Source organism: Oscillospiraceae bacterium, assembly GCA_031265355.1.
Taxonomy (GTDB): domain Bacteria; phylum Bacillota; class Clostridia; order Oscillospirales; family UBA929; genus JAIRTA01.
The window spans coordinates 22,897-46,081 of sequence record JAISCT010000019.1 but is presented as its reverse complement, the minus strand read 5'-3'; the positions used below and the strand labels follow the sequence as shown (position 1 = coordinate 46,081).

The window sequence follows — 23,185 nt, the reverse complement described above, 5'->3', positions numbered from 1 at the left end:
GGGGTTTGACGGGCGCATATGGTGTCGATCGAAGAGGCGGGCACGATGCTCGATGAGATTGCCGAGACGCTGCCGGAGATGTTTTACCGGGAACTGAACGGTGGTGTCTGTCTGCTGCCGGAGATCAAACGGGAGGCGGCGGACGATCTGTACATTTTGGGGGAATACCACGTCCATCCGGCCATGGGGCGTTACATCGTCATCTATTACGGCTCGTTCGCGGCACTGTACGCCCATCTCTCCCCGGCGGCGTGGCGGGAGGAGCTGAAACGGACGTTGGTGCACGAGTTCACGCACCACGTGGAGTCTCTGGCCGGCGCGCGGGATCTGGAGATCAAAGACGAGCAGGATCGGGCGCGCTACCGCCGGACACGGCGCCGGCCAGATGTGCCCGAATCGCCGCCGTAAAGGCCGCCGTATAGCGCGCTGCCTTGGCCTGGCCGACGCCTGAGATCTGCAAAAACGCCTCCGGGGTCGTGGGCAGGCTGCGGCACATGTCCCGCAGCGTCGCGTTGGAGAAGATGAGAAAGGCCGGCACCTTCTCCGCGCGTGCGAGGTCCGCCCGCACGGCCTTCAGCGCTTCGAACAGTGCTGTCTGTTCCGCTTCTGGGGCCGTCGGCTTTTTCTCCGACTGTTTTCCTTTCGGTCGCTTCAGAGGCAGCGGGTTCGGGACTGTCAGCGACGCGGCGGGTCCGACCGGCGCGACGACGGGGTATTCGTCGTCCGTGACCGCGAGCAGCCCGATGTCGATCAGGAGATCCACCGTGCGGCGGATGTCGGCGGCGGAGGTGTCCGCGAGCAGGCCGTGGTCCGGCGACCGATCCAGTCCCAGCCGGAGGAGTTTCTCGCTTCGGCCGCCGTGCAGCGTCTCGGTCAGCAAAATCCGTCCGATCCGCCGGCCCTGCCCGGCCAGCCGCTCTACGGCGGCGAGGATATGCATCGCCTGTGCGCGGACGTCGACGGTCTCAAAATGGGTACGACAATTGCCGCAGTGGCCGCAGAAGTCCCGCGTCCGCTCGCCGAAGTAGCGCAGTATGTAGGCGCGCAGGCAGTCCGTTGTGGTGCAGTACCAGGTCATCTGTTTGAGTCTTTCCCGGTCCTTGTCCCGGACTTCCTCCCGCACCTCGGCGGGGAGCTTTTCGTTGGCCTCCGCGCCGTTGTCGATCAAAAACTGGTTGGTGCGTACGTCCTGGCCACTGTAAAACAGCAGGCAGTCGGCCGGTTCTCCGTCGCGGCCGGCGCGTCCCGCCTCCTGGTAGTAGCTCTCGATGTTTTTCGGCATGTTGTAGTGGACGACAAAGGAGACGTTGGACTTGTCGATGCCCATGCCGAAGGCGTTCGTCGCCACCATGATGGGTTTGCGGTCGTAGAGAAAGTCGTCCTGGTTGCGCCGCCGCTCCGCCTCGTCGAGCCCCGCGTGGTAGCGCGTGGCCTGAAAGCCGCCCGCGGTCAGCGTCTCACACACCGACTCCACCGTCTTGCGGGTGAGACAGTAGATGATCCCGCTCCGGCCGCCGTTTGTGTGCAAGTAGGCGATCAGTTCCCGCGATTTCTCCCGGGGCCGGCGCACCTCGAAGTACAGATTCTGACGGTCAAACCCGGTTGTGATTGAGTATGGGTCGCGCAGGCGCAGCAGCCGCACGATGTCGGTTTTCACCTCGTTTGTGGCTGTTGCGGTGAACGCGCCGACGACGGGCCGCGCCGGCAGGCCCTCCAAAAAGTCGGGGATGTTCAGGTAGCTGGGGCGAAAGTCTTGCCCCCACTGGGACACGCAGTGCGCCTCGTCCACCGTGACCATCGAGATCCGTGCCGAGGAGGCGAACGCAAAAAACGCGCCGGTGAGCAGACGCTCGGGTGCTACGTAGATGATCTTATACAGCCCGCGGGCCGCGCGCCGCAGCGCCTCGGCGTTCTGGGCGCTTGTGAGAGAGCTGTTGATATAGGCCGCCCGGACGCCCGAGCGGATCAACGCCCCCACCTGGTCCTTCATCAGCGAGATGAGCGGGGAGACCACCAGCGTGATCCCGTCCGTCACCAGGGCGGGTACCTGGTAGCAGATCGACTTCCCGGCGCCCGTCGGCATGATCCCCAAAACGTCCCGGCCCGCGAGGAGCTGGGAGATCAACACCTCCTGCCCCTCGCGAAAGCTTCGGTGTCCGAAGTACTGCCGCAAAACATCGTGTGGTTCCATCATATGTTCCCAGACGCCCCCTCTTTGGTGTAGATTTTTGTCCGCGCGCGGTGCGCGGATGGAGGTGATTGGAAATGAGGAAGAACGCCGCCGTGGCGCTGCCGGTGGTTTTGGTGGTGATCATCGCCGCCGTCCTGCCGAGCTTGCAGGGGGGCGCGCCGTCTCTGAGCGAGGTGGAGAGCATCTCGGTCCTGGCAGGCGAGACAGAGGTCACGATCTCCGACCCGCAGGATATCCGCGCGCTGACGGCTGTCTTCAGCAAAATCCCCACCGCGGATACGCCCGCCTGCCCCTTCGGGGCGGTGGACATCCTGCTACGGGCGAAGGGCGGGGACGTCCATGTCTTCCCCGCTACGGACGGCTGCCATATCTTTAAGCTAAATAGCAAGTACATCCTCGCGTCGGCGGAGGAGTGGGCGCAGGTGATGGACAAATTAGAAAAGTATTGTCCAAAAATGAACCCGCAAAGCATGGCTTTGCGGGTTCGCGGCGTATAGTGGCATGGTCAGCGCTTGGAGAACTGAGGCGCGCGGCGGGCGGCTTTGAGGCCGTACTTTTTACGCTCTTTCATGCGCGGGTCGCGCGTCAGGAAGCCCGCCTGCTTGAGGATGGGACGGTATTCGTCATTTACCAGCAGCAACGCCCGGGCGATGCCGTGGCGGATGGCGCCGGCCTGACCGGTACAGCCACCGCCTACGACGGTGGCCTCGATGTCCACTTTGCCGATCGTATTGGTGGAGACGAGCGGCTGGCGGATGATCAGCTTTAGGGTCTCAAGCCCAAAGTAGCTGTCGATGTCGCGGTGGTTGACTGTGATCTGGCCGCTGCCGCCGGGGAAGAGATGCACGCGGGCCACGGAAGATTTCCGGCGGCCTGTGCCATAGAAATAAGTTTTTTTGCTTTTATACATCACGCATTACTCCCTTCCCTGTGCCCACAATGAGGGCTTTTGGGCCGCGTGCGGGTGCTCGGCGCCCCGGTATACTTTGAGCCGCTTCAGAGCGCCGCGGCCCAGGGTGTTCTTGGGGAGCATACCCCGAACGGCCAGTTCCACGGCGAACTCGGGCCTCTGCTGCATCAGCAGGCGGTATTTTGTCTCCTTGAGCCCGCCGATGTAGCGGGAGTGCGTGCGGTAGACTTTCTGCTCGAGTTTCCGGCCCGTCAGCACCGCTTTCTCGGCGTTGATGACGACGACAAAATCGCCGGTGTCCACATGGGGGGTAAATTCCGGCTTGTGTTTCCCGCGCAGCAACACGGCGGCCTGCGTCGCGGTCTGCCCCAGCGGGTGCCCCGCCGCGTCGAGGACAAACCATGCGCGCGTCACGGTCTCCGGTCTTGCCATAAATGTTTTCACACGGGCGCCTCCTTCATGTTCAGTCGCATAACTCTACATGGGCGCCGAACGCCCAAACCATTTATAACACATTTGTCACGGGCCTGTCAAGCGCAAAAGGCCAATATGTGTTTTCTTTTTTTTCAATCTCTCGATTTCGGCCCCATACGGGCAAAAGCTCACAGTATCTTGTGGTCGTACGCAAAATGTGCGAAGCGCCCGCTTGTCAAGGCGGCAAAAAAGGGATAGAATGGTGGTGAATTTGTGTGAAAATGCGGGGGAAATGAGAAAAGAGGGACTATGTATGGCAAAAAATGCGAAAGGTGGGGGACGAAACACAGCGCTCCGGCGGGGGATTGCCGCCGGAGCGCTGTGGCTGACCGCCGCCGTGGAGCTGCTTTGGGCGCGAAACGACCCGGTGGGTGTGGCGCGGGTGTTTGTTCCCTGGTCCCGTCTGGCCCAGCGGGCGCTGTCTCACATCGCAGCCGCGCCGTTTCCGCTCACTGAGTGTCTGGCATACGCGCTGGCCGCCGCCGCGCTGGCGGCGCTGGCGGTTGGTTCGGTGCACACCGTGCGCCGCCGCTCCGGCCGACCGGTGCTGCACCTTCTCTCTCACGCCGCCTTGCTCACCGGTGTGCTCGCGTGTCTGTTTCTCTCGCTGTGGGGGCTCGGCGCCTTTGCGCCGCCGCTGGCAGGGGAGCTCGCCCTGGACACGGCGCCCGCCTCTGCCCAGACCCTCTACGACACGGCCGTGTGGCTGCGCGACGAGATGAACGCGCTGGCCGGCCGAGTGCCCCGGGGGGCGGATGGCGCCTGCACGGGCGGCTTCGGCGCGTTGGCCGGCCGGGCCGCCGACGGATACAGTCGCCTGGCCGCGCGGGTGCCCGGCGCCTTTGAGGGCGCTCCCGCCGCGCCCAAACGGGTCGTCGGCGCGGGACTGCTGTCCCGACTTGGGCTCTCCGGTATCTACAGCCCCTTTCTCGGCGAGGCCATGGTGAATCCGAATACGATTCCGGCGCACCTGCCATTTACGATGTGTCACGAGATGGCCCACGGTATGGGGTACGTCTCGGAGGACGAGGCGAACTACATCGCCTTTTTGGCCTGTACGGCCAATCCGGATCCGCTGTTCGCCTACTCCGGCTACCACCTGGCCTTCATCTACTGTTCCAACGCCCTCGGCGCGGCCGACGCCGCGCTGAGCGAACGTTTATGGAAGGGGGTTGACCCTCTGGTGTACGCGGATTTCGAGGCCCAGCGGGCCTACGTCAAACGCTACGAGGGCCCGGCGCGGGCAGTGGGAGAGGCGGTGAACGACGCCTATCTACGGACCATGAACCAACCGGAGGGCACCCAAAGCTACGGCCGTGTGGTGGACCTACTCATCGCCGACTACCGCGCGCGTACGCGGGAGTAGGGAGATGATTTTGTCATCAGCATCTATCAGCGTGCCCTTGTTGCCGTAAAATTTTGTATATAAAACATAAGTGCAAATGAAGAGATGTTCATGGTCTGCGTTTAGGGTGGCGCGCCCCTAAACTTTTCCGCCCCATCGTACGAAACATAATATGGACCCGCGCGGGCGTGTCCGGGGCGCCGCACGGCGTGAGAGACGGGGCGCAGACAGTTGCGCCGGGGCGCTGTCAGGCGGAGCACACAATGGGGCGGTGGAAGCATGAGCATGGATTCCATGCTGGAGATGTTCATCTTTGAGAACATGCAGCTCACGGAACGGCTGGAGGAAATCCTGATCGAAGGGGAACAGCTCGGCGGGCTGACGGGGGAGCATATCAACGAGATCTTCCGTGTCATGCACACCATCAAGGGCTCGGCCGCCATGATGGAGTACACCCATATCTCCACGCTGGCGCACGCGGTCGAGGACATGTTTTTCTTCATCCGGGAACACGGCGACGCGAACCCGGACTGGCCCGTCATCGCGGATCTGTGCCTCGAGTCGGCTGACTTCTTCAAGGCGGAGGTGGCGAAGATCCAAAACGGCCTCCCGTCGGACGGAGACGAGGGGCCTCTGCTCACGCGCATCCGGGCGTATATGGCGGTGCTGACCGCCGCGCCGTCGGACAGCGCAGACGGGGCGGAGACGCCGGCAAAGGCGCCTGCGCAGCAGGAAACGCCCGCGCCGGCAAAGGCGGAGACGGCGGAAACCGCCGATGGGACCGGCGACGCGCCGGCTCCCCCCCTGCCGGCGGGCGGAAAGCGATACCGCGTCCACGTCTTCTTCCAAGAGGGCTGCAAGATGGAGAACATCCGGGCCTACCAGCTTGTCAACGCCCTGCAGGACATGGCCCGGCACATCGAGACCGTGCCGGAGGAGCTGCTGGAAGACTGCAGCGACTGCATCATTGCAAACGGTGCGACTTTGTATGTGGAGACAGAGCAGCCGGCCGACGCCATCCGGAGTGTCATATCGGCTGCCCTGTTTGTCCGGAGTTTCGAGGTAACGGAGGAGGCGCCGAGCGCCGTGCCCGAGACCGTCGCGCCGGCGGACGAACCGCGTGCGCCGGGAGACGCCGCGCCGGCTCCGGTCTTGGAGGCGGCGCCAAAGCCGCCGTCCGAGACGGAGAAACCGGCGCCGGCCGAGGCGACCGCCGCGCCACCGCCGGCGCCGGCAAAGGTGTCGTCGGCGCCCGTGACTGAGGCCAAGCAGAGTTTCATCAGCGTCAATGTGAACAAACTGGACCGCCTGATGGATCTCGTCGGCGAATTGGTGATCTCGGTCTCTATGGTGGTGAGCAGCCCGGATTTAGAGGGTCTGCAGCTCGACAACTTCGAGAAGGCCGCTGCGCTGCTCACGAAGAACACCGGAGAGTTGCAGGACGTCATCATGTCCGTACGCATGATCCCGGTGTCGTCCACCTTCCACAAGATGCACCGTATCATCCGCGACCTCTCGCGCAAGCTGGGCAAGGAGGTTGAGCTCACCATACTCGGTGAAGAGACGGAAGTGGACAAAAACATCATAGACAATTTGTCCGATCCGCTGATGCACATCATTCGAAACTCGATGGATCACGGGCTTGAGGACACCCGCGAGGACCGCGCCGCGGCCGGCAAGCCGCCGGTGGGGCGGATTGTTCTGGAGGCCCGCAACTCGGGGTCGGATGTCATCATCTCCTGCACCGACGACGGGCGCGGACTCGATCGCGATAAGATTTTCGCCAAGGCGCACCGTCAGGGCCTGATCGCAAAGCCGGATTGGGAGTACACGGACAAGGAGATCTACAACTTCATCATGCTGCCTGGGTTTTCTACCAACGAGCAGGTCACGGAGCTCTCCGGCCGCGGCGTGGGCATGGATGTGGTGAAGAAAAACATAGAAAAAGTGGGCGGCAACGTGCTGCTCGACTCCGTGCCGGGTCAGGGCATGACGGTTACAATCCGCATTCCGCTCACACTGGCCATTTTGGCGGGGATCGAGATTCAGGTTGGACGGAATTTTTACATCGTGCCGACGCTCAACATCCGGGAGTCCTTCAAGCCGTGGAGCAAGGATATCATCATCGACCCGGACGGCAACGAGATGATTCTATTCCGCGGCGAGTGCTACTCCATCGTGCGTCTGCACCGGCTGTTCCAGGTGAAGACGGATGCGGCGCGTTTTGAGGACGGGGTCATCATTATGGTGGAAGATGAGGGGCACATGGTGGGCCTGTTTGCGGACAAACTGGTGGGCGAACAGCAGATTGTCGTGAAGCCCATCCCCTCCTTCATCCTGCGGCGTATCGGAAAGATCCGCGGTGTATCCGGCTGCACAATCCTCGGAGACGGCAGCATCAGCCTCATCATCGACGTCAAGGCGCTGACCCAGGCCCAATAGCCGGACACCACCCAAATCCCCCGGGAGAGTGAGAAAATGGATCAGGACAATTTGACTTTAATAGACGAAGAGGACGGTACCAGAGACAGGTACCTGACTTTTGCCGTCGGCGATGAGGACTACGGCGTAGAGATCGCCTATGTGACGGAGATCATCAATGTACAGACCATCACCGAACTGCCGGAACTGCCGCCGTATATCCGGGGCATCATCAACCTGCGCGGCAAGATTGTGCCCGTCATGGACGTGCGCATCCGGTTCAATAAGGAGCCGAAAGAGTACACCGACCGCACCTGCATCATCGTCGTGGACATCGGCGATTCCGGAATCGGCCTGATCGTCGACCAGGTGCGCGAGGTGCTGGAGATCTCTGCCGAACAGATCGTGCCGCCGTCCGAATCGAGGAGTTCCGGCGGCAACCGCTACATCTCCGGCATCGCCAAGACCGGCGAGGACATCAAGCTATTGATCGACATCGAGCGCCTGGTCTCAGACGAACTAGCGCCCGGGACGGAAAACTGATGGAACAGAAAGAAAAACCCCTGTTCAGCCAAGTGATCAAATCAGAAACACTCCGCAATTAATTGCTGCAAGTTAAACGTATGTTGAAATCTGGGTGGAGATTGAGCAATATACGCTGAAATAACGGTTCGGTACGCAGGCGTGCCGAACCGTTATTTGCGTTTTTTAGAGGATTTTTACGCACTGCCCCATTGATTTTCAACATAATAGGTAGTATAATATTGAGCGGCTAGAGTCCGTTTCTTGAAATCGCTAGCAAAATCCGCTGCAATATGGTATACAATGTGCCGAAAGCTGTTGGGGTGAAAGTATGAAAAAATTATCCGAGATATCCCATTATTTGGTATACGTTTGTGTTGCAATCATCTTATCTTTTTTGACAATAATTAACACGATATTTTCTTTTGAAATGAGTTTGTATAAATATATATGCGTAACGGTACTCTTGATAGTTATTCTGATTTATATATTCAGATATATAAAAATATCAGAAAAACTTTTTATTTTTGGTTTCGCCGCTATTGCTATCGTAAGTAAGGTTGCAATAGCCCTCATTATTAACGCCAATCCGGTTTCCGATTTTCTGTTAATGTTCAATGCGGCAAAACAAGTTACGGCGGGGGATTTTACGTTTCAAAACAGTCCGTACTTCTTCTATTGGGCATATCAAACAGGGTTTGTCTTATATGAGGCGCTCATTGTTAAACTATTTGGCGATAGTACAACAGCCTTGCTAATCATAAATGGATTGGTTATGGCCGCCATTAACATCTTGATGTATTTTTTTATTAAACAAATGACCAAAGACGTTCGCAGTGCAATGTTTGGTGCGGTTCTCTATTTTATCTATCCAGCTCCCTATTTTTTGATCTCGGTATTGACCAATCAACATCTGTCATTGCTCTTGATTTTATTTGGATTATATATGATTATAAAGTCTGAGAAAAATCGCGATTTTTCTCAGACTGGAACAAGGATACTGCGCAGGAGAAACGAATCCGCCTGCGTGGCGAGTGGATTTACAAGGGCTTTTAAAGACACCTTTGTTGCGGAAAATTCAGACTACAGGAGTTCAATTGTCGGCGGAATTCTCATTGCTTTTGGTAACATTTTTCGCCCCATTGGCATAGTCCCTGTCGTCTCGATCGTTAGTTACTATATTGTTCTATCGCTCGAAGTGGCGGATCGCAAAGAATGTTTCAAAAAATTTGGCCATTTGATGAGTTTTATAATTTCATATGCTCTCATTGGGATGATTGCGTCAAGTGTTGTTGCCGCGACAGGTATCAATATGCATGGCCTGAAGAACAATGACCCGTACTGGAAATTTATGGTCGGCTTGAATGTAGATTCTTATGGCGGTTATTCGGAGGAGTTGATTTCAGCAGTTTCTCAGGCGAAAACACTTGAAGAAAGATATCAAATAGAAAACATTTTAATTTCCGAGTCTCTTTCGAAAATCAAAATGAATCCCATATCATTCTTTGGTGAAAAGTCTTACAGAATGTGGGCGATGTATGAGAGCCGTAGTTTGTCTTTTGGTAAAGAGGCATCAAAAGGCAGAAGTGAAAGAGAAAATGCATGGTGGCAAAACACAGTCGACAGAGTTGTAAAACTTGACAAATGTTACTATTTATTTTTATTTCTAATTGCCTTGATAGTTGTCGTGTTTACGATGGTTCAGAAAAATATAAACCCGCATTTTTTGCTCTGCGCGTTGATTTTTCTCTTGTATTATGGCATTCACCTTATTATCGAGACACAACCGCGCTATCGTGATTTTGCCATGCCCTTTGTTTGCATACTTGCGTCTGGTGTTGTCTCTGTCTTGCCAAACTTAGGGTCTGTCGAAAAATAAAATTTACAAGATGCGGCGCAGATGAAAAGATGATTCGTAAGCGACATCTCAAATCAAATGGTTGCGGGTGTGGATGTCCTCCAACAGCTTGAGGCAGCCGCGGTAGCCGGCGTAGCCTTTGTCGAAGATCAGTTTCTCCGAACAGGGGAAGGTGTGGTTCACATATTTACACCGCAGTTCCAGGGCGATTTCGCGCTCCAAGGCGCTTCCGTAAATCTGGGTGATCTCGTCCCGGTGCGCCCGAAGGATCTCTTTGATGCGCCACTGGTCGCTTTCGAAGAAAACAGCCGGTTTACGGGGAAACTCCAGTGTGCCCAAAGCGGCCTCGACGGCCGCCCGCGCGTCCGCGTCCTCGATCTGGTCCGTCACCACGGCCAGCACCGGGATCTGGCCGAAGTCGTTCACAAGGAACCGAAGGCTTGCGGTCACGGTGCCGGCGTCGCCGACCAGCGCGATGCGGTGCTGCTCCATGTAGCCTGCCAGCGTGGAAAAGAAGCTGTAGACATACGACTCCTCCGCCGCGACGACCGCCTCCACGCGCGCCGGGTCGAGCCCGAGCGCCGCCCCCACGGTGCGGACAAATGAGGTGGTTTCGGTGGGGCCCATCGGGCAGCAGTCGAAGCGCAGACTTTCGATCCCGTGCCGGTCGCGGAAGAGCTGCTCGGTCCCCCGCGCAAGCCAGGGCGAGAAGATCAAATTATAGGAGGCCTCGGCTGCGTGCCGGAAGGCGTCGATGGTCTCCTCCACGCCAAAGAAGGTGTTTGCCCTGACACCGAGCCGGCCCAGAATACGCCGGATCTCGTTCAGATTCCCCTGCCAGTAGAGGTCCTGGTACGGTACAATGCCGAAGAGGTTCACCGTGCGGCGGTCCGGTTCGCCGACGCGCGGGCGGACAAGGGACTCGCTCAGCACGCTCAGCACCGTCTCGTAGCCCGCGTAGGTGTCGCCTTTGAACCCCGCCGTGTCCGCAAACACGAGCGGGACGTTCGGAAACTCCGCGATCACGCTGCTCACGTCGTCGCCGATGATCCCGGCGGTACAGCCCGTCAGGACACAGTACAGATCGCCGTCAAAGACTTCCAAGGTCCCTTCGATCGTCTCGCGCAGCCGGTCAAGCCCCCCAAAGACAATCTCTTTCTCCAGCATGACCGTGCAGGGCGGCGTCACCATGTAGGATTCGGCCTTCAGGCCGCCCTGGTGGATCTGTCCCAGGTGGGTCATTTGGCTGCAGCCGGGTCCCGTGTGCAAAATTGGCACCACGCGGGGGATCGCGAGCAATGTGCCGAGCGCGCCGCCCAGCATGCAGGAGGCGCGCGGGTTTTCCAAAATCTCAGGCATGGTCGTCCCTCTCTCCGCTGCTGGTTTGTGCTGACACCTAAACCATGTATTTGAAAGCGTTTTCGGCGTACCAGGCGTCCCGATAAGGGAGCTTTTTGTGCGCCGCCAGCTTTTTGACAAAATTTGGATTTTCCAGCGCGTCGGCCAGTTTGACGGCCAGTGACGCGAGGCCCCGGTAGCCGAAGGTCACGCTTTTGCGGTCCACCTGAAACACGGCGGGGACCCCTTGACGGCGCGCCTGATCGACGCCCATGCCGAGGAAGAGGTCCGCATCCAGCTTTTGGATGAGATTGGCCTGCTCATAGGCCTGCGCGCCGTTCAGCGTGAGCAGGGCCCCGGCGCCGAGGGTGTCCGACAGTTTGGCGAGCTCGTCGCTCAAAAAATCATCGTAGAGGGCCGTTTGCACCGCGGCCACCTCAAACCCGAAGTCGCGGGCCAGCGCCATGTTGGAGAGGCTGCGCATCAGATTGGTCGTGATCACGACCCGTTTCCCTTGGATGCGCTGACGGATCTCCCGGACCTTCGGCATATACCGGGCTCGCTCCCGCGCGAGGTACGCCTCGGCCTCAGTCTCCCGGCCCACCTCCCGGGCGATGCCACGCAGCCACTCGTCCGTCTCCTCTGAGCCGATGGGCAGCACGAAACGGGTGTAGGGGATGTCGTAGGTCTGCCACAGGTAGGCGAGCAGGTCGTCCGCGAACGCCGAGCAGACGGAAGTGGAGACCCGGGCGGACGTCATACGCCGAAAGTCCGCCAGCGAGCCGGCAAAGGGCAGAAAATTCGCCTCCAGCCCCAAAGCTGCCAACATCTCGGTCAGGTAGGCCCGGTCCAGGGCGCCGCAGGTGGGCAGGATGAACACATTGACCAGATTGTCCTGCCGCGCCGGATGGATGTCCCGGAAGAGATATTTTTGGATGCCGTGGAAGGCCACATCGCTGCCCGTGATCGGGATCTTGGAACGGAATCCCTCGCAAAAGACCGGGACCAGCACGGCCTTTAGGTCCGGTTGCATCTCTTCGATCACCGCCTCCACATCGTCCCCAATGATGCCGGAGGCACAGGACATCATGATTGAGATGACCTCCGGGTCGTAGCGCCGGACCGCCTCTTCGACGGCTCGCCGGAGTTTATTTTCCCCACCCATGATGACGTCGCGCTCGTCCAGGTTGGTCGAGAGGACCCGGCTGTTTTCGTACGGCGCCCCCGTCATTGTGCGGTAAAGTTTGACGTTGCTGTTCTCCATCGCCATGCCGCCGGAACAGCCGAGCGGCGAGTGGGCGATGATCACGGAGTTGCTGATGGACTGCATGACGCGCACGGCCGTCACGAGCGGACACTGCTGCGCCTGCATGAACGTGCGGTTGACGTTTTGCATACACCCGGCCCGAAATTTGCTGTCCATCTCACAAAAAACGCCGGCGTCCCCGTAGTATGTGTTGCGCCGGCCCTCCCGATTGAGACCTCGACCCGCCATATACGAAAACCTCCTCTTGGGTACTTTTCGCCGCCTCGTGCCCGGTACGGCATCCGGCAGCAGGGGCGGCATGCCGCCGCCCGAAGAGACAAATTGCATAGTAAGCATATATGTTTAAATTATCATGTTCTTCCAGCATAACGCAAACCGGGCCGTTTGTCAAGTAGAGAGATTCGCTCGTTAAATTTGGCTAAAAAATATTTCATTTATCGCTTGACTTTGTACAGTACATGCAGTACAATAAGAATGTCTACGTTTATACTACGCTTTTGAAAAATATACCTTTTTGTGTGGCTCTACTGGCGCAGTTCCGGTGCGTTTGTGCAGGGTAGGACGTGCCGTAAAGGAGATATGGGGAGAACGCAGACGTGCAAATTTGTGTGCAGGAGGAGGGGAATAGGGCGGACAGAGGGCCTTTGTGGACGCATTTCCGTATGGCATCCCGGCGTCTCACGCCGAGATGTCACGAAGTATGATTGGGAGGATTGAGGATCAATATGAAAAAAATCATAGCGCGCGCGCTGATGGTTATCGCGACCAAAAAGAAGTACATATCGCTTTGTATGAGCGCCGTTCTTCTTCTGTCATGCCTGCCGGTGTGGGAAACGGCCTTTGCCGCTCCGGAACCGGGTGAATTGTATGTGTCCGGCCAGATGACAATGAAGACGGGGACGGTCAATCTCACAGAAGAAGGCTCTCTTGACTGGGTGCAGTTCAACAGCGGCAGTGTGAGCAGTTACGCGAGAAAAAATATATCCAAACGGGTTATACAGGATATTAAAGCGAACAAAACGACAAGCGGCCCGGTTACCGATTGTCCGTTCTTGTTCAGCTTCTCGGACGCCGCGCCGGGTTCGAACCCGACAAGCAGAACCGGTGTCGAAATACGGGGCCTTGACAGCGAGTACTCGTTCACGATCCCTTACCTCAGCAATAAACCGCAGAACCTAAAGGTTTACTCATCCGTATGGGCCGGGGACATCACGCTGGAATTCATTGTGAACGGAACAGTGATGTACACCGGCACGTACGGCAAGGACACATCCTCGGGACAGACCGGCCAATGCTTTGACATCGACTTTCAGTTGTCCGGCCCGTCTGACGAGGTCAGCGTCAGGATCTACTGCTCGCTAAACCGTGACACCCAATGGGGTGGGGCGAGCCATTGTCTACAGGCAATAACCCTGTCCGGTGAGATTACGGAGTCTCCGACTTTTATGGATTACCCATTCTTTCTGACGGCGGCTTCCGCCTGTACGGAAGAGACCGTAAACGAGTCCGCACCCGCGTCGAACGTCGTTGACGGGGAGACAAATACATTCTGGCACACCTCGTGGCGGACCGGCGCCAACGACAACACGCTGCACGCGAACGGAACCGGAACGTCCCATGGGAAAGAGAACGTCGAGAACGGCCACTGGCTCCAGATCGATCTCGGAGCCGTCACAAAAGTCGCCGGCCTTCGCTACCTCCCCAGGCAAAACGGCGCCAATGGGCGCGTAACCACCGCCAGAGTGTACGTGAGCACTGACGGCTCCAGTTTTACGCAAACGGCCGGACCGCTGACGTGGACGACTACCACTGACGAGAAGAGGGTAATATTTGATTCCACCGTGGACGCGCGGTATGTGCTGCTGCTGTCCCAGGCCCCCGCGGCTTACTGCACGGCGGCGCTGATCCATATCGAAGTTCCTTTTGACGAGGCCTCCTCGTTAAAGTGGGATTATGCCAAGGCGGCCCTGGATAAGCTAAACACCGTGTTAATAGGCGACGCGCCGAATCAGTACCCCCAATCCACTTGGGACGCCGCCGAAATCGCGATAAAGAGCGCCGTGAACGCGGAGAGCTTTGAGTCGGCGAAGCTTGACATTGACAACGCCATGGAGGTGTTTTTGAACAGCTATATACGCCATTCAAAAAGCCAGCTCGAAAGCCTGATCGCCACAGCGCACGGCTTGTTGGAGAGCGCCGACGGGAACGAGAATGTTTCTCAGGGAGATATAGACACTTTTTCTGCCGAGATCGATTCTGCCGAAAGTACGTTGGGCGGAAGCGCCGATGAGATACACGCGGCATACAAGACGCTTAACGCCGCCGTCATTCAATTCAGAGGCATTCTTAACGGCCCGCCTACAAAGAGGGTAACGCCGCTCATGGGCTGGGCGTCGTGGAACCTGTACAGGGCCAAAATCAACGAGGCGGAACTGATAAAACAAATGAACGCGCTGGTGAGTACGGGGCTGGCGGACGCGGGGTATACGTTCTTTAACATTGACGACGGCTTCTTCGGAGGGCGTGGACCTGACGGCATGGTACGCACACATCCCACCAAATTCCCCAACGGAATGCGGATCTTCGCGGACATGGCCCACGAGAAGGGCTTGAGCGCCGGCATTTATACGGACGCCGGGGTCGTTACCTGCGCTTCGATATGGGACCGCGGCGACGTAGGGACGTACGGGGACGACGTCGGCCTGTACGGCTACGAAGAGCAAGACCTGAGGATGTACCTGATTGATTGGGGTTACGATTTCATTAAGGTGGACTGGTGCGGCGGACAGCGGATGGGCCTCAGTGAGCAGATGCAGTACACGAAAATCGGGAACATCATTGAGGATATCAGGAACGAAACCGGAAAATACAAGGTGTATAACGTCTGCCGGTGGCAGTTCCCGGGGGAGTGGGTTGTGGACATTGCCGATTCATGGCGGGTCGGCAGTGATCTTTCCGCGAGCTTTTCCTCGGTGATGTATCAGGTCGATCAGGTTACGAACCTCGCCAAATATCACGGGCCGGGTCATGTGAACGACTTGGATATGATGCAGGTGGGCAACGGCATGACATATGAAGAGGATAAAGCCCATTTCACCATGTGGTGCATGATGTCTACCCCTCTTATGTTGGGCAACGACCTGACGAAGATTTCTCAGCAGACCCTCGACATCGTTACCAACAGAGAGCTGATCGCCCTGAATCAGGACCCGGCGTGCTTGCAGGCGACCCTCGTGAAAACCACGGGGAATGCCCAGATTTGGGTAAAAGACCTCGGTTACGCCGGCTCGCTGACCAAGGCCGTGACGCTTTTAAATAGAGGGACATCGCCGCTTGATATCACGGTCAATTTTGACGAGATCGGTTTCCCCGGCGATGTTACCGCCAGGGATTTGTGGGCGCATCAGGATCTGGATGTTGGCATGTCTTACACGGTGAATGTCCCCGCCCACGGCGTCGTCGTGTTGAAAGTAAGCGACGCCAATGTTGTTGACGGCAATGTGATCACAAGCTTTACGCTGGACGGCGTGGCCGGGAAGATCGACAGCAGAGCCGGGACGATCTCCGTCACATTGCCCTCCGGAACGGACGTCACCAGCCTCGCTCCGGTCGTCGGGTACACGGGTGAGTCCATCGATCCGCCTTCCGGCGCGGCCCGGGATTTTACCGACCCGGTGGATTACAAGGTTGCGGCGGCGGACGGATCGACCAGAACCTATACGGTCACTGTGACCGTCAGGCGGGGTTTAGCGAAGGTATCCGGTAAAATGACAGTCACGTCTGGAAGCGTAAATCTCACGGAAGAGGGAAGCGTTGACTGGGCGCAGTTTAACAGCAATAGCATCAGCAACTACGCCAGAAAAGACATTCTGGCGCCGATAATACAAAATATTCAGGCGGTTGGAGCCACCAGCGGCCCGATTACCGACGCGCCGTTCTCGTTCGCCTACTCGGATGCCGCCCCCGGCTCGGTCCCCAGAAACAGATACGGCATACAAGTGCGCGGGCTTGGTACCGGGTACACGTTTACGCTGCCATACCGCAGCTGCAAGCCGCACAACCTGAAAGTATATTCCTCCGTCTGGGGCGGCGACGTCACGCTTGAATTTTTGGTGAACGGAATCGTGATGTATACCGGGACATACGGCAAAGACATTTCCGGAGGTCAGCGTGGCCAGTGCTTCGACATTGATTATCAGATATTCGATCCGGACGACCAGGTCAGTGTAAGGCTTTACTGTTCCACGAATCTGGATACGCAGTGGGGTGGCGCCAGCCATCTTCTGCAGGCGATAACCCTGTCTTGCGACGAAGCGGCGAACAATACAGTCCTTCCGCCGAAGGCGGCGATTGCCGACGGTGTGATAACCGTAACCACGCAGATGACGCGGTGTGACGCCGACGGTTTTGACAAAGCGGCCGTCATCGCTGCTCTGTATGACGGCGACGGCGTATTGAAAGGATTGGACAGAAAAGAAGCGAATATTTCGAGAACAGGTGATTTTGTCACCGTGAACAATATAATCGCTAAACCGGCCGATGTGCAAGACTTCAAGCTGAAAGTGTTTATCTGGGACATTGAGAGCAATGTGCCGTTGCTTGAGTCGCTTGACCTGGAGGAACCCACGGTCATAGAGAGCGCGGGCTATATCAATCCTGCCACAGCGAAAGATAAAGTATTGAACGGCGCGGTTCTCATAGACGTCCGTTCCAAAGAGGAGTACGACGAGAGGCACATTGACGGCGCGATCAATATCGAATACACTGATATTTTCACGAAGGCGGAAGAAATTGTGACTGACAAAAACGCTGAAATCATTGTCTACTGCTCCGCCGGAAAGAGAAGCGCGCAAGCCCTGCAAACGCTCAATTACCTCGCTTATGTGAATGTGTACAATTTAGGCAGCATGAGCAATTGGTAGTGGTAGGCTAGTTTACCAAGCGCCGGTCTTTTTTCCGCCAGACGGCGTTGGCGGGTTCCGTTGATACATTCCAGTATCAGCGGAACCCGCCACTTTGTTTGTAAAAAATTCTCACCGCTTTTTGTGTAAAAACTCCGTCAAACCGGAGAAATCCTGCCAATGTATACCTTTTAGAAAAGATCGGATTGTAAGATATAACACTTACATTTTACCACACATTGCATTCAAAGTCAATAGCGCTTTTTCTAGTTTTTGTGTATTTACACAAATCGCAGAACCCGAAAATCGCCCTAAAAGACGCATTAAAAAGGTATACCTTTTCGCAATGGCTTGTGTAGGCGCAGTTCCGGTGCGTTTGTGCAGGATAGAACGCACCGCAAAGGAGATATGAGGGAACACAGGTGTGCAAGTTCATTCATGTGCAGAGGGAGGGGATAGGGTAGGCGGAGGGCTTTTGTGGGACGCATTTTAGGATGGGCAATCGGCGTCTTGCGCCGATATGTCACGAAATATTGAGAGGATTGATGTTCGATATGAAAAAGCTCATAGCGCTCGCGCTGGCGGTTATCATGGCCGTGCCGTACGGGTTCAGCATGACGGCGACTGCCGCATCAGGGGAAGTATACCAAAAAATCGACCAGGCTGATGTCCACGAGGCGCCTGGTTATCTGTACGCGCGTGCCTTGGCCAATGCCCAAAGATTGGAAACTGGCACATACGCGAACGTGGACTGGGTTTTCAACAACGACCACGGCAACTGGGCGGGCGACATGCAGGGCCGCCTCATATTGGGGGCTGTACGCCAGGCCGCCATTTTGCACGACAGGCAATCGACCTGGCTCAGTACGCTCATGAACAAAATGATGGAGTACCGCGTGGATGGCGCGTATATGAACTATGCCTACACCCCGGGCCATCCCATAGAGCAGTACTTCTCCGGCCACAGTTGGTTTCTGCGCGCTATGTGCGAAGTGTACAAGTACAACAAAGACCCAAGGGCGCTTGAGACGCTGCTCAATCTTGTCGATGGGATGCTTATCGGCGGCAGAGAGGATATCGCCGCCTACCCGACGCGGCAGCTGACCGATTCCAGTTCGGACACGGGCGACGGCAGATGGTCGCTGTCGGGCGGCGACACCGCCTGCTTCTTCATGATGGTGGACGGCGCCACAGATGCGTACCATGTGCTCAAAGGCATCGACGGGCAGGAGGCGCGCGCGGCGCAGCTGAAGGAAGTCATCGATATATATGTAAATAAATACCAATTGGCGGAGCCGGTGGCGAAACGGTTCCAGACGCACGCGACGCTGACCGCAGTACGCGGTTTGATCCGCTATTATGGCGACACGGGGGAACAACTGGCGCTTGAGCTGGCCATCAAACGCATGAACGAATACAGAAAATTCGCCATGACCGAGGACTACCAAAACTACAACTGGTGGCAGCGGCCGCAATGGACGGAAGGCTGCGCCGTCATCGATTCGTATGAGGCCTCGATCGATCTGTTCCGGGTCACGGGCGACGTCGAATGGCTTGAATACAGCCAGTGGATCCTTTACACGGGGTTGGGTTTCAACCAGTTCCCGAACGGCGGCTTCGGTACGGACAACTGTCTTGGGACCGGCGGCCAGACCACTCTCTCGCGCGGCGGCGAGGCGCCGCAATGCTGTGTCATGCGCGGCGGTGAAGGCATGGCTGACGCGATTTTGTACCAATACCTGATTGATCCCAGTGGGGCGCTACTGGCCCTGCAGTACACAAACAGCACATACACCTACCGCTCGCCGACCGGCGACGTCACAATCAAGCAGGAGAGCAATTATCCCGACGAGAGCACTGTCAAGTTCACGATCACGGACCCCGGTTCATCCACCGGCGTCCGGCTGAAATTGTTCGTGCCGTCGTTTGTCACCGCGTTCAGTCTGTCGGTCGACGGCGTTCCGGTACAAAACCCTGCGACGGACGGCAGTTTCCTCACCGTAGACCTCAACCCGCAGACGGATACAACAGTCGATTTTTCGTTCAACCAACCGATCACATTCCGTTCGACGCGTGAATCGGCGGGGCATGTGGCCGGCTTGGTCTATGCGAGAGGTTTTGCCGAGCTTGGCTGGTTCAACACGGCCGGGGAGGCCGACCTGCCGTTTGCGCAGCGGACGCTCGAACCCTTGTACAAAGCGTTTACCAACGGCAAAAACAGCGCCCAAGTGATCGCCAGCCGTCTGAACGCGGCTGTGGGTCTCCCCGCTGCGGCCACCAGCGGCGACGCGTCGCCTGTGACCGACGGATCGAAAGCAAGCGGCTGGACGTCGGAGAGACAAACGTCTAAGACCGCGGAACAATCTGTTACGGTTGACTTCGGTGTCCCGACGCCGATAGACGTCGTCACGGTCTATCCGCTGGGCAGCGGCGCGAAAGCCCCGCGCACATATGCCGTCGAAATGTCCGCCGACGGTGATGTCTGGAAGACGATCAATGCGATCACCGAGGCCGACGTCAACAGCTATGCAAACCCGTTTGAGACGGACGTCAAGCCGCAGCAAACGGCCCGCTATGTCCGTGTGAGGGCGACAGAACTCGCACCGGACGGCGCGGAGGGCTATGTGGCGGAGATCGGCGAGATTGAGATCTACAGCGCATCCGCAAAGACGCTGCGCATCCAATCGGACAATCTCACGCACGACCGCGTTTCCGTCAATGGAAGCGCGCCGCGAAAACTGCCCTTCGTCGTCAGCGCCATTGCGGGCACCGCGATGGACATTGCGCTCATCCCCGCGGACGACCCTGCCCCGGAGAACGTTTTTGTGGGTTGGTCCGGCGCGGCTTCGGGCATCGACAGGCGCCTGGGCATCACATTGGAAGACGACGCCACCCTGACGGCCCACTACGGCCCGTCGTCATTCGAGAATCTCGCGCTGGGCCGGAGCGTCACCTCAAACAGTCTGGGCGCAGACAACGCCAACTGGGCGCTTAAAAATCTGACCGACGGTTACATCATACACCCGAACGCCGCCAACAGCGTCGGCTACACAAGCACGGGGACTGCGTCGCCGGACGTCTCCGTAAGCCCTGTGACGATACAGGTGGACTTGGGTGAGAACAAAGATTTCAACATTGTCAAACTGTTCCCGCGCGACGACGGTTATTACGCGGTCGACGGCGACTATGCCAACTTCCCGAAAGATTTTACGATCTCTGTGAAGGCCGAGGGCGAAAACGACTTCACCGTCATAAAAACAGTGACCGGCGCCGCTCCGCCGACGTTTGGCGTGGCGGTTTATGATGTGGGACCCCAGACCGCGCGGTATATCTTGCTCACCGTGACCCGAAAAGGCGATTATGCCGCCGCCGACCCGCAATATCGCGTGCAACTGGCCGAACTGACCGTGTACGACACGGGTGAGATGAAAGCGCGTGACCGGCTCACCATCACCGGCGACAAAGGGCTGAAGGCCGTCGTCAACGGCCGTACGCTTGTGCTGCCAAGCACGACGACATTCCCAGCCGGAACGATTGTCGCCGTCTCCACGAGTGAACCGGATTTTTGGGGCTGGAGCGGTTTTGTGTCGAGCAGCCACCGAGAGATCAGGTTCATCATTGAAAAGGATGTGACGCTGGACTTAAATCTGCGTCGGACCTCTGAAATCAGCCTGGTCCCGCACGCCGATATGACGGCCGCAGCCACCAGTCAGATGGCCGACGACGGATCCGCAGACGCCAGGGCCGGCAATGGCCCGGCATCCTGGGCGATCGACGGCAACCTGAACACGTGGTGGAACGTAAAATACACCGCCCCCGCGGCGGACCCGCAGCTGCCGCAGAGCATCACGCTCACATTCAACGGGGCGGCCAGAAACGTTTGCAGGCTGGAATACCGCAACCGCGCCGGGTCCGGGACCATTTACGGAAACATCACGCAGTACGTTCTGGAGGGACGCCTGCCGGACGGCGAATGGCGGCAGCTGGACGCCGGGACATGGGACGGCGCGAGCGATCTGCTCAATGCCGCGGCGTTTGACCCGGTCGCGGTCACCGCCGTCCGTTTGACCGCTCTCGCGTGTACTGGCAGCACGGGCCGGTATTATGTGGCCGCCAGGGAGATCAACGTCTACGAGATGACCTACACGGACGATCTGGTCTCGCATGATGAGATGACCGCGACGGCGACAAGCGAGATGGATACAATGGCGTATACGGCTGACGCCGCCGCCGGCAACGGAGGCGCCTCGTGGGCGATCGACGGCAGGTTGAATACATGGTGGCATATTGACTATAAAAACCCGCCGAACCCACTGTTGCCGCAGAGTATCACGCTCGCCTTCGACCGCACGATCAATGCGGATAAGCTCGTGTATTTCAGGCGCAGCGGCGGCGGGGATCAGCTCAATGGGAACATCACGCAGTACAAGCTGGAAGGATTGACGCCGGCCGGCGATTGGTTGACGTTGGCGGCCGGTCAGTGGGCCGATACAAGCGGCGGGAGCAATGCTGTGATTTTTTCTGCCACTCGTGTTGACGCCTTGCGTCTGACGGCGGAACGAGGGCACGGCGGATGGGCTTGCGCCGCCGAGATCGATGTTTATGAGCGCAGGGAACTGACGCCGATCACGCCGGAGCCGTTCCAATCGTTCCAAACCGTTACCGAACTTGGCGACAATACAATCAAGATTTCTTCCGCAGCCGTCAACAACAGGGACAGTGCCCAGCCGATGTACGGGATTTTTGCCTTATATGATGAGAACGGACGTCTGCTCGGAATCGAAAAGCAGGAAACCGTCTTGCAGCCCGGTCAAGAGCGGACACTGCCGTATCATTTCGATTCGCTTCTCCCCGACGTACGCTACACGGCCAAACTGTTCTATTTTGGCCCCGACCCCGCCTATACCCCGCTGGCCGAGAACTGTCAGTTCCTTTTGTAAACGCGTTTCTCGCCATGTATATCATTCTCCTCCGGGAACACCTAGGCGATAAAGAAGAGGAAGAAAAAGTAAAAATTGACAAACATCAGAGCTCGCAAGTATAACACAATGGGGAGGGCAAACCGCCCTCCCCATTGCCCTGCTAAAACTGTTTCAGGATATCATGGTGGCCGACGTCAACCAGTATGATCATCCGGCTGCCCTCGTAGTACCAGATGATGCGGATATCCATGTTGACGCTGCACTCAAACAGATCCGCCGTCCCCTGTATTCGCTTTGTGCGAAGCGACGGGTGCAACGGGTTCTCGGCAAGCAACGCCAGCTTTCGCCGAAGCTGCCGCTTTTCCTGTTCGGTCAGGGTCTTGAAATGTTTCTGAAATCGGTCGGTAAATGTGAACTGGCAGGACATCAATTGCCCTCCAGTTTAGTAAACAGGGCTTCCACACTGTCAAACGCGGGGCGTTCCCCCGCTGCGATCTTTGCTTTCGTGTTCTGGATTTCTCCGCGGAGCTCGTCAAGGTACTTTTTGGGGTACACAACAACGGGCATTAGATAAATCGCGCCGTCCTTCTCGGTCACCTCCAGCTTATCGCCCTCAGCGATTCCGAGCTTGTCAACGATTTCTTTTGGGATGGTAATCTGCGACTTCGCGCGCAGTTCCGCCAGCATAAGCGCATCTCCTTGTTTTCCGATATTCCAACTTTCCCACTTCATAGTATATGCCGAATGTAGGAAAAAATCGAGAACATCCTATATAGCATATATGATAGCACTATCGGGCACAGAAAGCAATATCGGCACGAAAAACCGTCCAATATTGCGCGGATATGAGGCTTGGCTCCTACAGTATCCGGAAATACAACGCCATGGGCGGCAGGGGCGTTCGTTACCACCCGGCGTATGAAGGGATTCGACCGGTTCGACGAGGACAACCTGCCTTTGTACAAGGAAGAGACCGGGGCAGAAAAAGTAAAAAAGGGATAGAATCGTTACAATTTAGCGGATGGCGTAAGCGTCG

Annotated in this window: 15 protein-coding genes; 8 read left to right on the top strand and 7 right to left on the bottom strand. The window is 57.4% G+C overall.

Annotated features, from left to right (window positions below; all coding sequences use genetic code 11):
- The first annotated feature begins 18 nt into the window (after positions 1-18).
- On the top strand, positions 19-408 hold the full coding sequence (locus tag LBK75_02840; GenBank protein MDR1157230.1) for a metallopeptidase family protein: 390 nt from the start codon (positions 19-21) through the stop codon (positions 406-408).
- On the opposite strand, the gene recQ is transcribed toward LBK75_02840, so the two are convergent.
- Positions 335-2,194: a DNA helicase RecQ gene (gene recQ / locus LBK75_02835; GenBank protein ID MDR1157229.1), complete on the bottom strand. Its 1,860-nt coding sequence runs from the start codon at positions 2,192-2,194 to the stop codon at positions 335-337. The two genes, LBK75_02840 and recQ, sit on opposite strands and share 74 nt — an antisense overlap.
- Positions 2,195-2,265: 71 nt before the next feature.
- On the opposite strand from recQ, the gene LBK75_02830 reads away from it, so the two are divergent.
- Complete coding sequence (locus LBK75_02830; GenBank protein ID MDR1157228.1) at positions 2,266-2,688, top strand: hypothetical protein; 423 nt, start codon at positions 2,266-2,268, stop codon at positions 2,686-2,688.
- An 8-nt stretch (positions 2,689-2,696) separates the two neighbouring features.
- Here the strand turns inward: LBK75_02830 and rpsI are convergent, their stop codons facing one another.
- Both rpsI and rplM read right to left on the bottom strand, forming a co-directional pair.
- On the bottom strand, positions 2,697-3,101 hold the full coding sequence (rpsI, locus tag LBK75_02825; GenBank protein ID MDR1157227.1) for a 30S ribosomal protein S9: 405 nt from the start codon (positions 3,099-3,101) through the stop codon (positions 2,697-2,699).
- Positions 3,102-3,107: 6 nt separating this feature from the next.
- On the bottom strand, positions 3,108-3,545 hold the full coding sequence (gene rplM, locus LBK75_02820) for a 50S ribosomal protein L13 (GenBank protein ID MDR1157226.1): 438 nt from the start codon (positions 3,543-3,545) through the stop codon (positions 3,108-3,110).
- 283 nt (positions 3,546-3,828) lie between these two features.
- Between rplM and LBK75_02815 the strand changes: the two genes are divergently transcribed.
- The 4 genes from LBK75_02815 (at position 3,829) to LBK75_02800 (ending at position 9,742) form a co-directional block, all read left to right on the top strand.
- Positions 3,829-4,941 carry a DUF3810 domain-containing protein gene (locus LBK75_02815; protein ID MDR1157225.1) on the top strand — a complete coding sequence of 371 codons (1,113 nt, stop codon included), beginning with the start codon at positions 3,829-3,831 and terminating at the stop codon, positions 4,939-4,941.
- Between the two features lie 258 nt (positions 4,942-5,199).
- The gene (locus tag LBK75_02810; GenBank protein ID MDR1157224.1) at positions 5,200-7,362 is read left to right on the top strand and encodes a chemotaxis protein CheA; all 2,163 of its coding nucleotides are present in this window, start codon (positions 5,200-5,202) and stop codon (positions 7,360-7,362) included.
- A gap of 36 nt (positions 7,363-7,398) precedes the next feature.
- Complete coding sequence (locus LBK75_02805) at positions 7,399-7,884, top strand: chemotaxis protein CheW (GenBank protein ID MDR1157223.1); 486 nt, start codon at positions 7,399-7,401, stop codon at positions 7,882-7,884.
- 310 nt (positions 7,885-8,194) lie between these two features.
- Complete coding sequence (locus LBK75_02800) at positions 8,195-9,742, top strand: hypothetical protein (protein ID MDR1157222.1); 1,548 nt, start codon at positions 8,195-8,197, stop codon at positions 9,740-9,742.
- 48 nt (positions 9,743-9,790) lie between these two features.
- Here LBK75_02800 and LBK75_02795 read toward each other — a convergent pair whose 3' ends face one another.
- Both LBK75_02795 and LBK75_02790 read right to left on the bottom strand, forming a co-directional pair.
- Entirely contained in the window at positions 9,791-11,080 is a 1,290-nt protein-coding gene (locus tag LBK75_02795) for a nitrogen fixation protein NifK (protein ID MDR1157221.1), read from the bottom strand.
- A gap of 37 nt (positions 11,081-11,117) precedes the next feature.
- On the bottom strand, positions 11,118-12,554 hold the full coding sequence (locus LBK75_02790; protein MDR1157220.1) for a hypothetical protein: 1,437 nt from the start codon (positions 12,552-12,554) through the stop codon (positions 11,118-11,120).
- Positions 12,555-13,051: 497 nt separating this feature from the next.
- Between LBK75_02790 and LBK75_02785 the strand changes: the two genes are divergently transcribed.
- Together LBK75_02785 and LBK75_02780 are read left to right on the top strand one after the other, a co-directional pair.
- On the top strand, positions 13,052-17,248 hold the full coding sequence (locus tag LBK75_02785) for a discoidin domain-containing protein (GenBank protein ID MDR1157219.1): 4,197 nt from the start codon (positions 13,052-13,054) through the stop codon (positions 17,246-17,248).
- Positions 17,249-17,781: 533 nt separating this feature from the next.
- On the top strand, positions 17,782-22,167 hold the full coding sequence (locus tag LBK75_02780) for a discoidin domain-containing protein (GenBank protein ID MDR1157218.1): 4,386 nt from the start codon (positions 17,782-17,784) through the stop codon (positions 22,165-22,167).
- Between the two features lie 142 nt (positions 22,168-22,309).
- On the opposite strand, the gene LBK75_02775 is transcribed toward LBK75_02780, so the two are convergent.
- The gene (locus tag LBK75_02775; protein MDR1157217.1) at positions 22,310-22,576 is read right to left on the bottom strand and encodes a type II toxin-antitoxin system mRNA interferase toxin, RelE/StbE family; all 267 of its coding nucleotides are present in this window, start codon (positions 22,574-22,576) and stop codon (positions 22,310-22,312) included.
- Positions 22,576-22,836, bottom strand: coding sequence for an AbrB/MazE/SpoVT family DNA-binding domain-containing protein (locus LBK75_02770; GenBank protein ID MDR1157216.1), 261 nt, complete (start codon positions 22,834-22,836; stop codon positions 22,576-22,578). Before LBK75_02770 ends, LBK75_02775 begins: the two co-directional genes overlap by 1 nt.
- Between the last annotated feature and the right edge of the window lie 349 nt (positions 22,837-23,185).

Excerpts from the sequence above, each read along its gene's own strand:
- LBK75_02815 (MDR1157225.1), top strand. The coding sequence starts at position 3,829 with ATGGCAAAAAATGCGAAAGGTGGGGGACGAAACACAGCGCTCCGGCGG.
- LBK75_02810 (MDR1157224.1), top strand. The coding sequence starts at position 5,200 with ATGAGCATGGATTCCATGCTGGAGATGTTCATCTTTGAGAACATGCAG.
- LBK75_02795 (MDR1157221.1), bottom strand. The coding sequence starts at position 11,080 with ATGCCTGAGATTTTGGAAAACCCGCGCGCCTCCTGCATGCTGGGCGGC.
- recQ (MDR1157229.1), bottom strand. The coding sequence starts at position 2,194 with ATGATGGAACCACACGATGTTTTGCGGCAGTACTTCGGACACCGAAGC.
- LBK75_02790 (MDR1157220.1), bottom strand. The coding sequence starts at position 12,554 with ATGGCGGGTCGAGGTCTCAATCGGGAGGGCCGGCGCAACACATACTAC.
- LBK75_02770 (MDR1157216.1), bottom strand. The coding sequence starts at position 22,836 with ATGCTGGCGGAACTGCGCGCGAAGTCGCAGATTACCATCCCAAAAGAA.
- LBK75_02805 (MDR1157223.1), top strand. The coding sequence starts at position 7,399 with ATGGATCAGGACAATTTGACTTTAATAGACGAAGAGGACGGTACCAGA.
- LBK75_02830 (MDR1157228.1), top strand. The coding sequence starts at position 2,266 with ATGAGGAAGAACGCCGCCGTGGCGCTGCCGGTGGTTTTGGTGGTGATC.
- LBK75_02780 (MDR1157218.1), top strand. The coding sequence starts at position 17,782 with ATGAAAAAGCTCATAGCGCTCGCGCTGGCGGTTATCATGGCCGTGCCG.
- LBK75_02840 (MDR1157230.1), top strand. The coding sequence starts at position 19 with ATGGTGTCGATCGAAGAGGCGGGCACGATGCTCGATGAGATTGCCGAG.
- rpsI (MDR1157227.1), bottom strand. The coding sequence starts at position 3,101 with ATGTATAAAAGCAAAAAAACTTATTTCTATGGCACAGGCCGCCGGAAA.
- LBK75_02785 (MDR1157219.1), top strand. The coding sequence starts at position 13,052 with ATGAAAAAAATCATAGCGCGCGCGCTGATGGTTATCGCGACCAAAAAG.
- LBK75_02800 (MDR1157222.1), top strand. The coding sequence starts at position 8,195 with ATGAAAAAATTATCCGAGATATCCCATTATTTGGTATACGTTTGTGTT.
- LBK75_02775 (MDR1157217.1), bottom strand. The coding sequence starts at position 22,576 with ATGTCCTGCCAGTTCACATTTACCGACCGATTTCAGAAACATTTCAAG.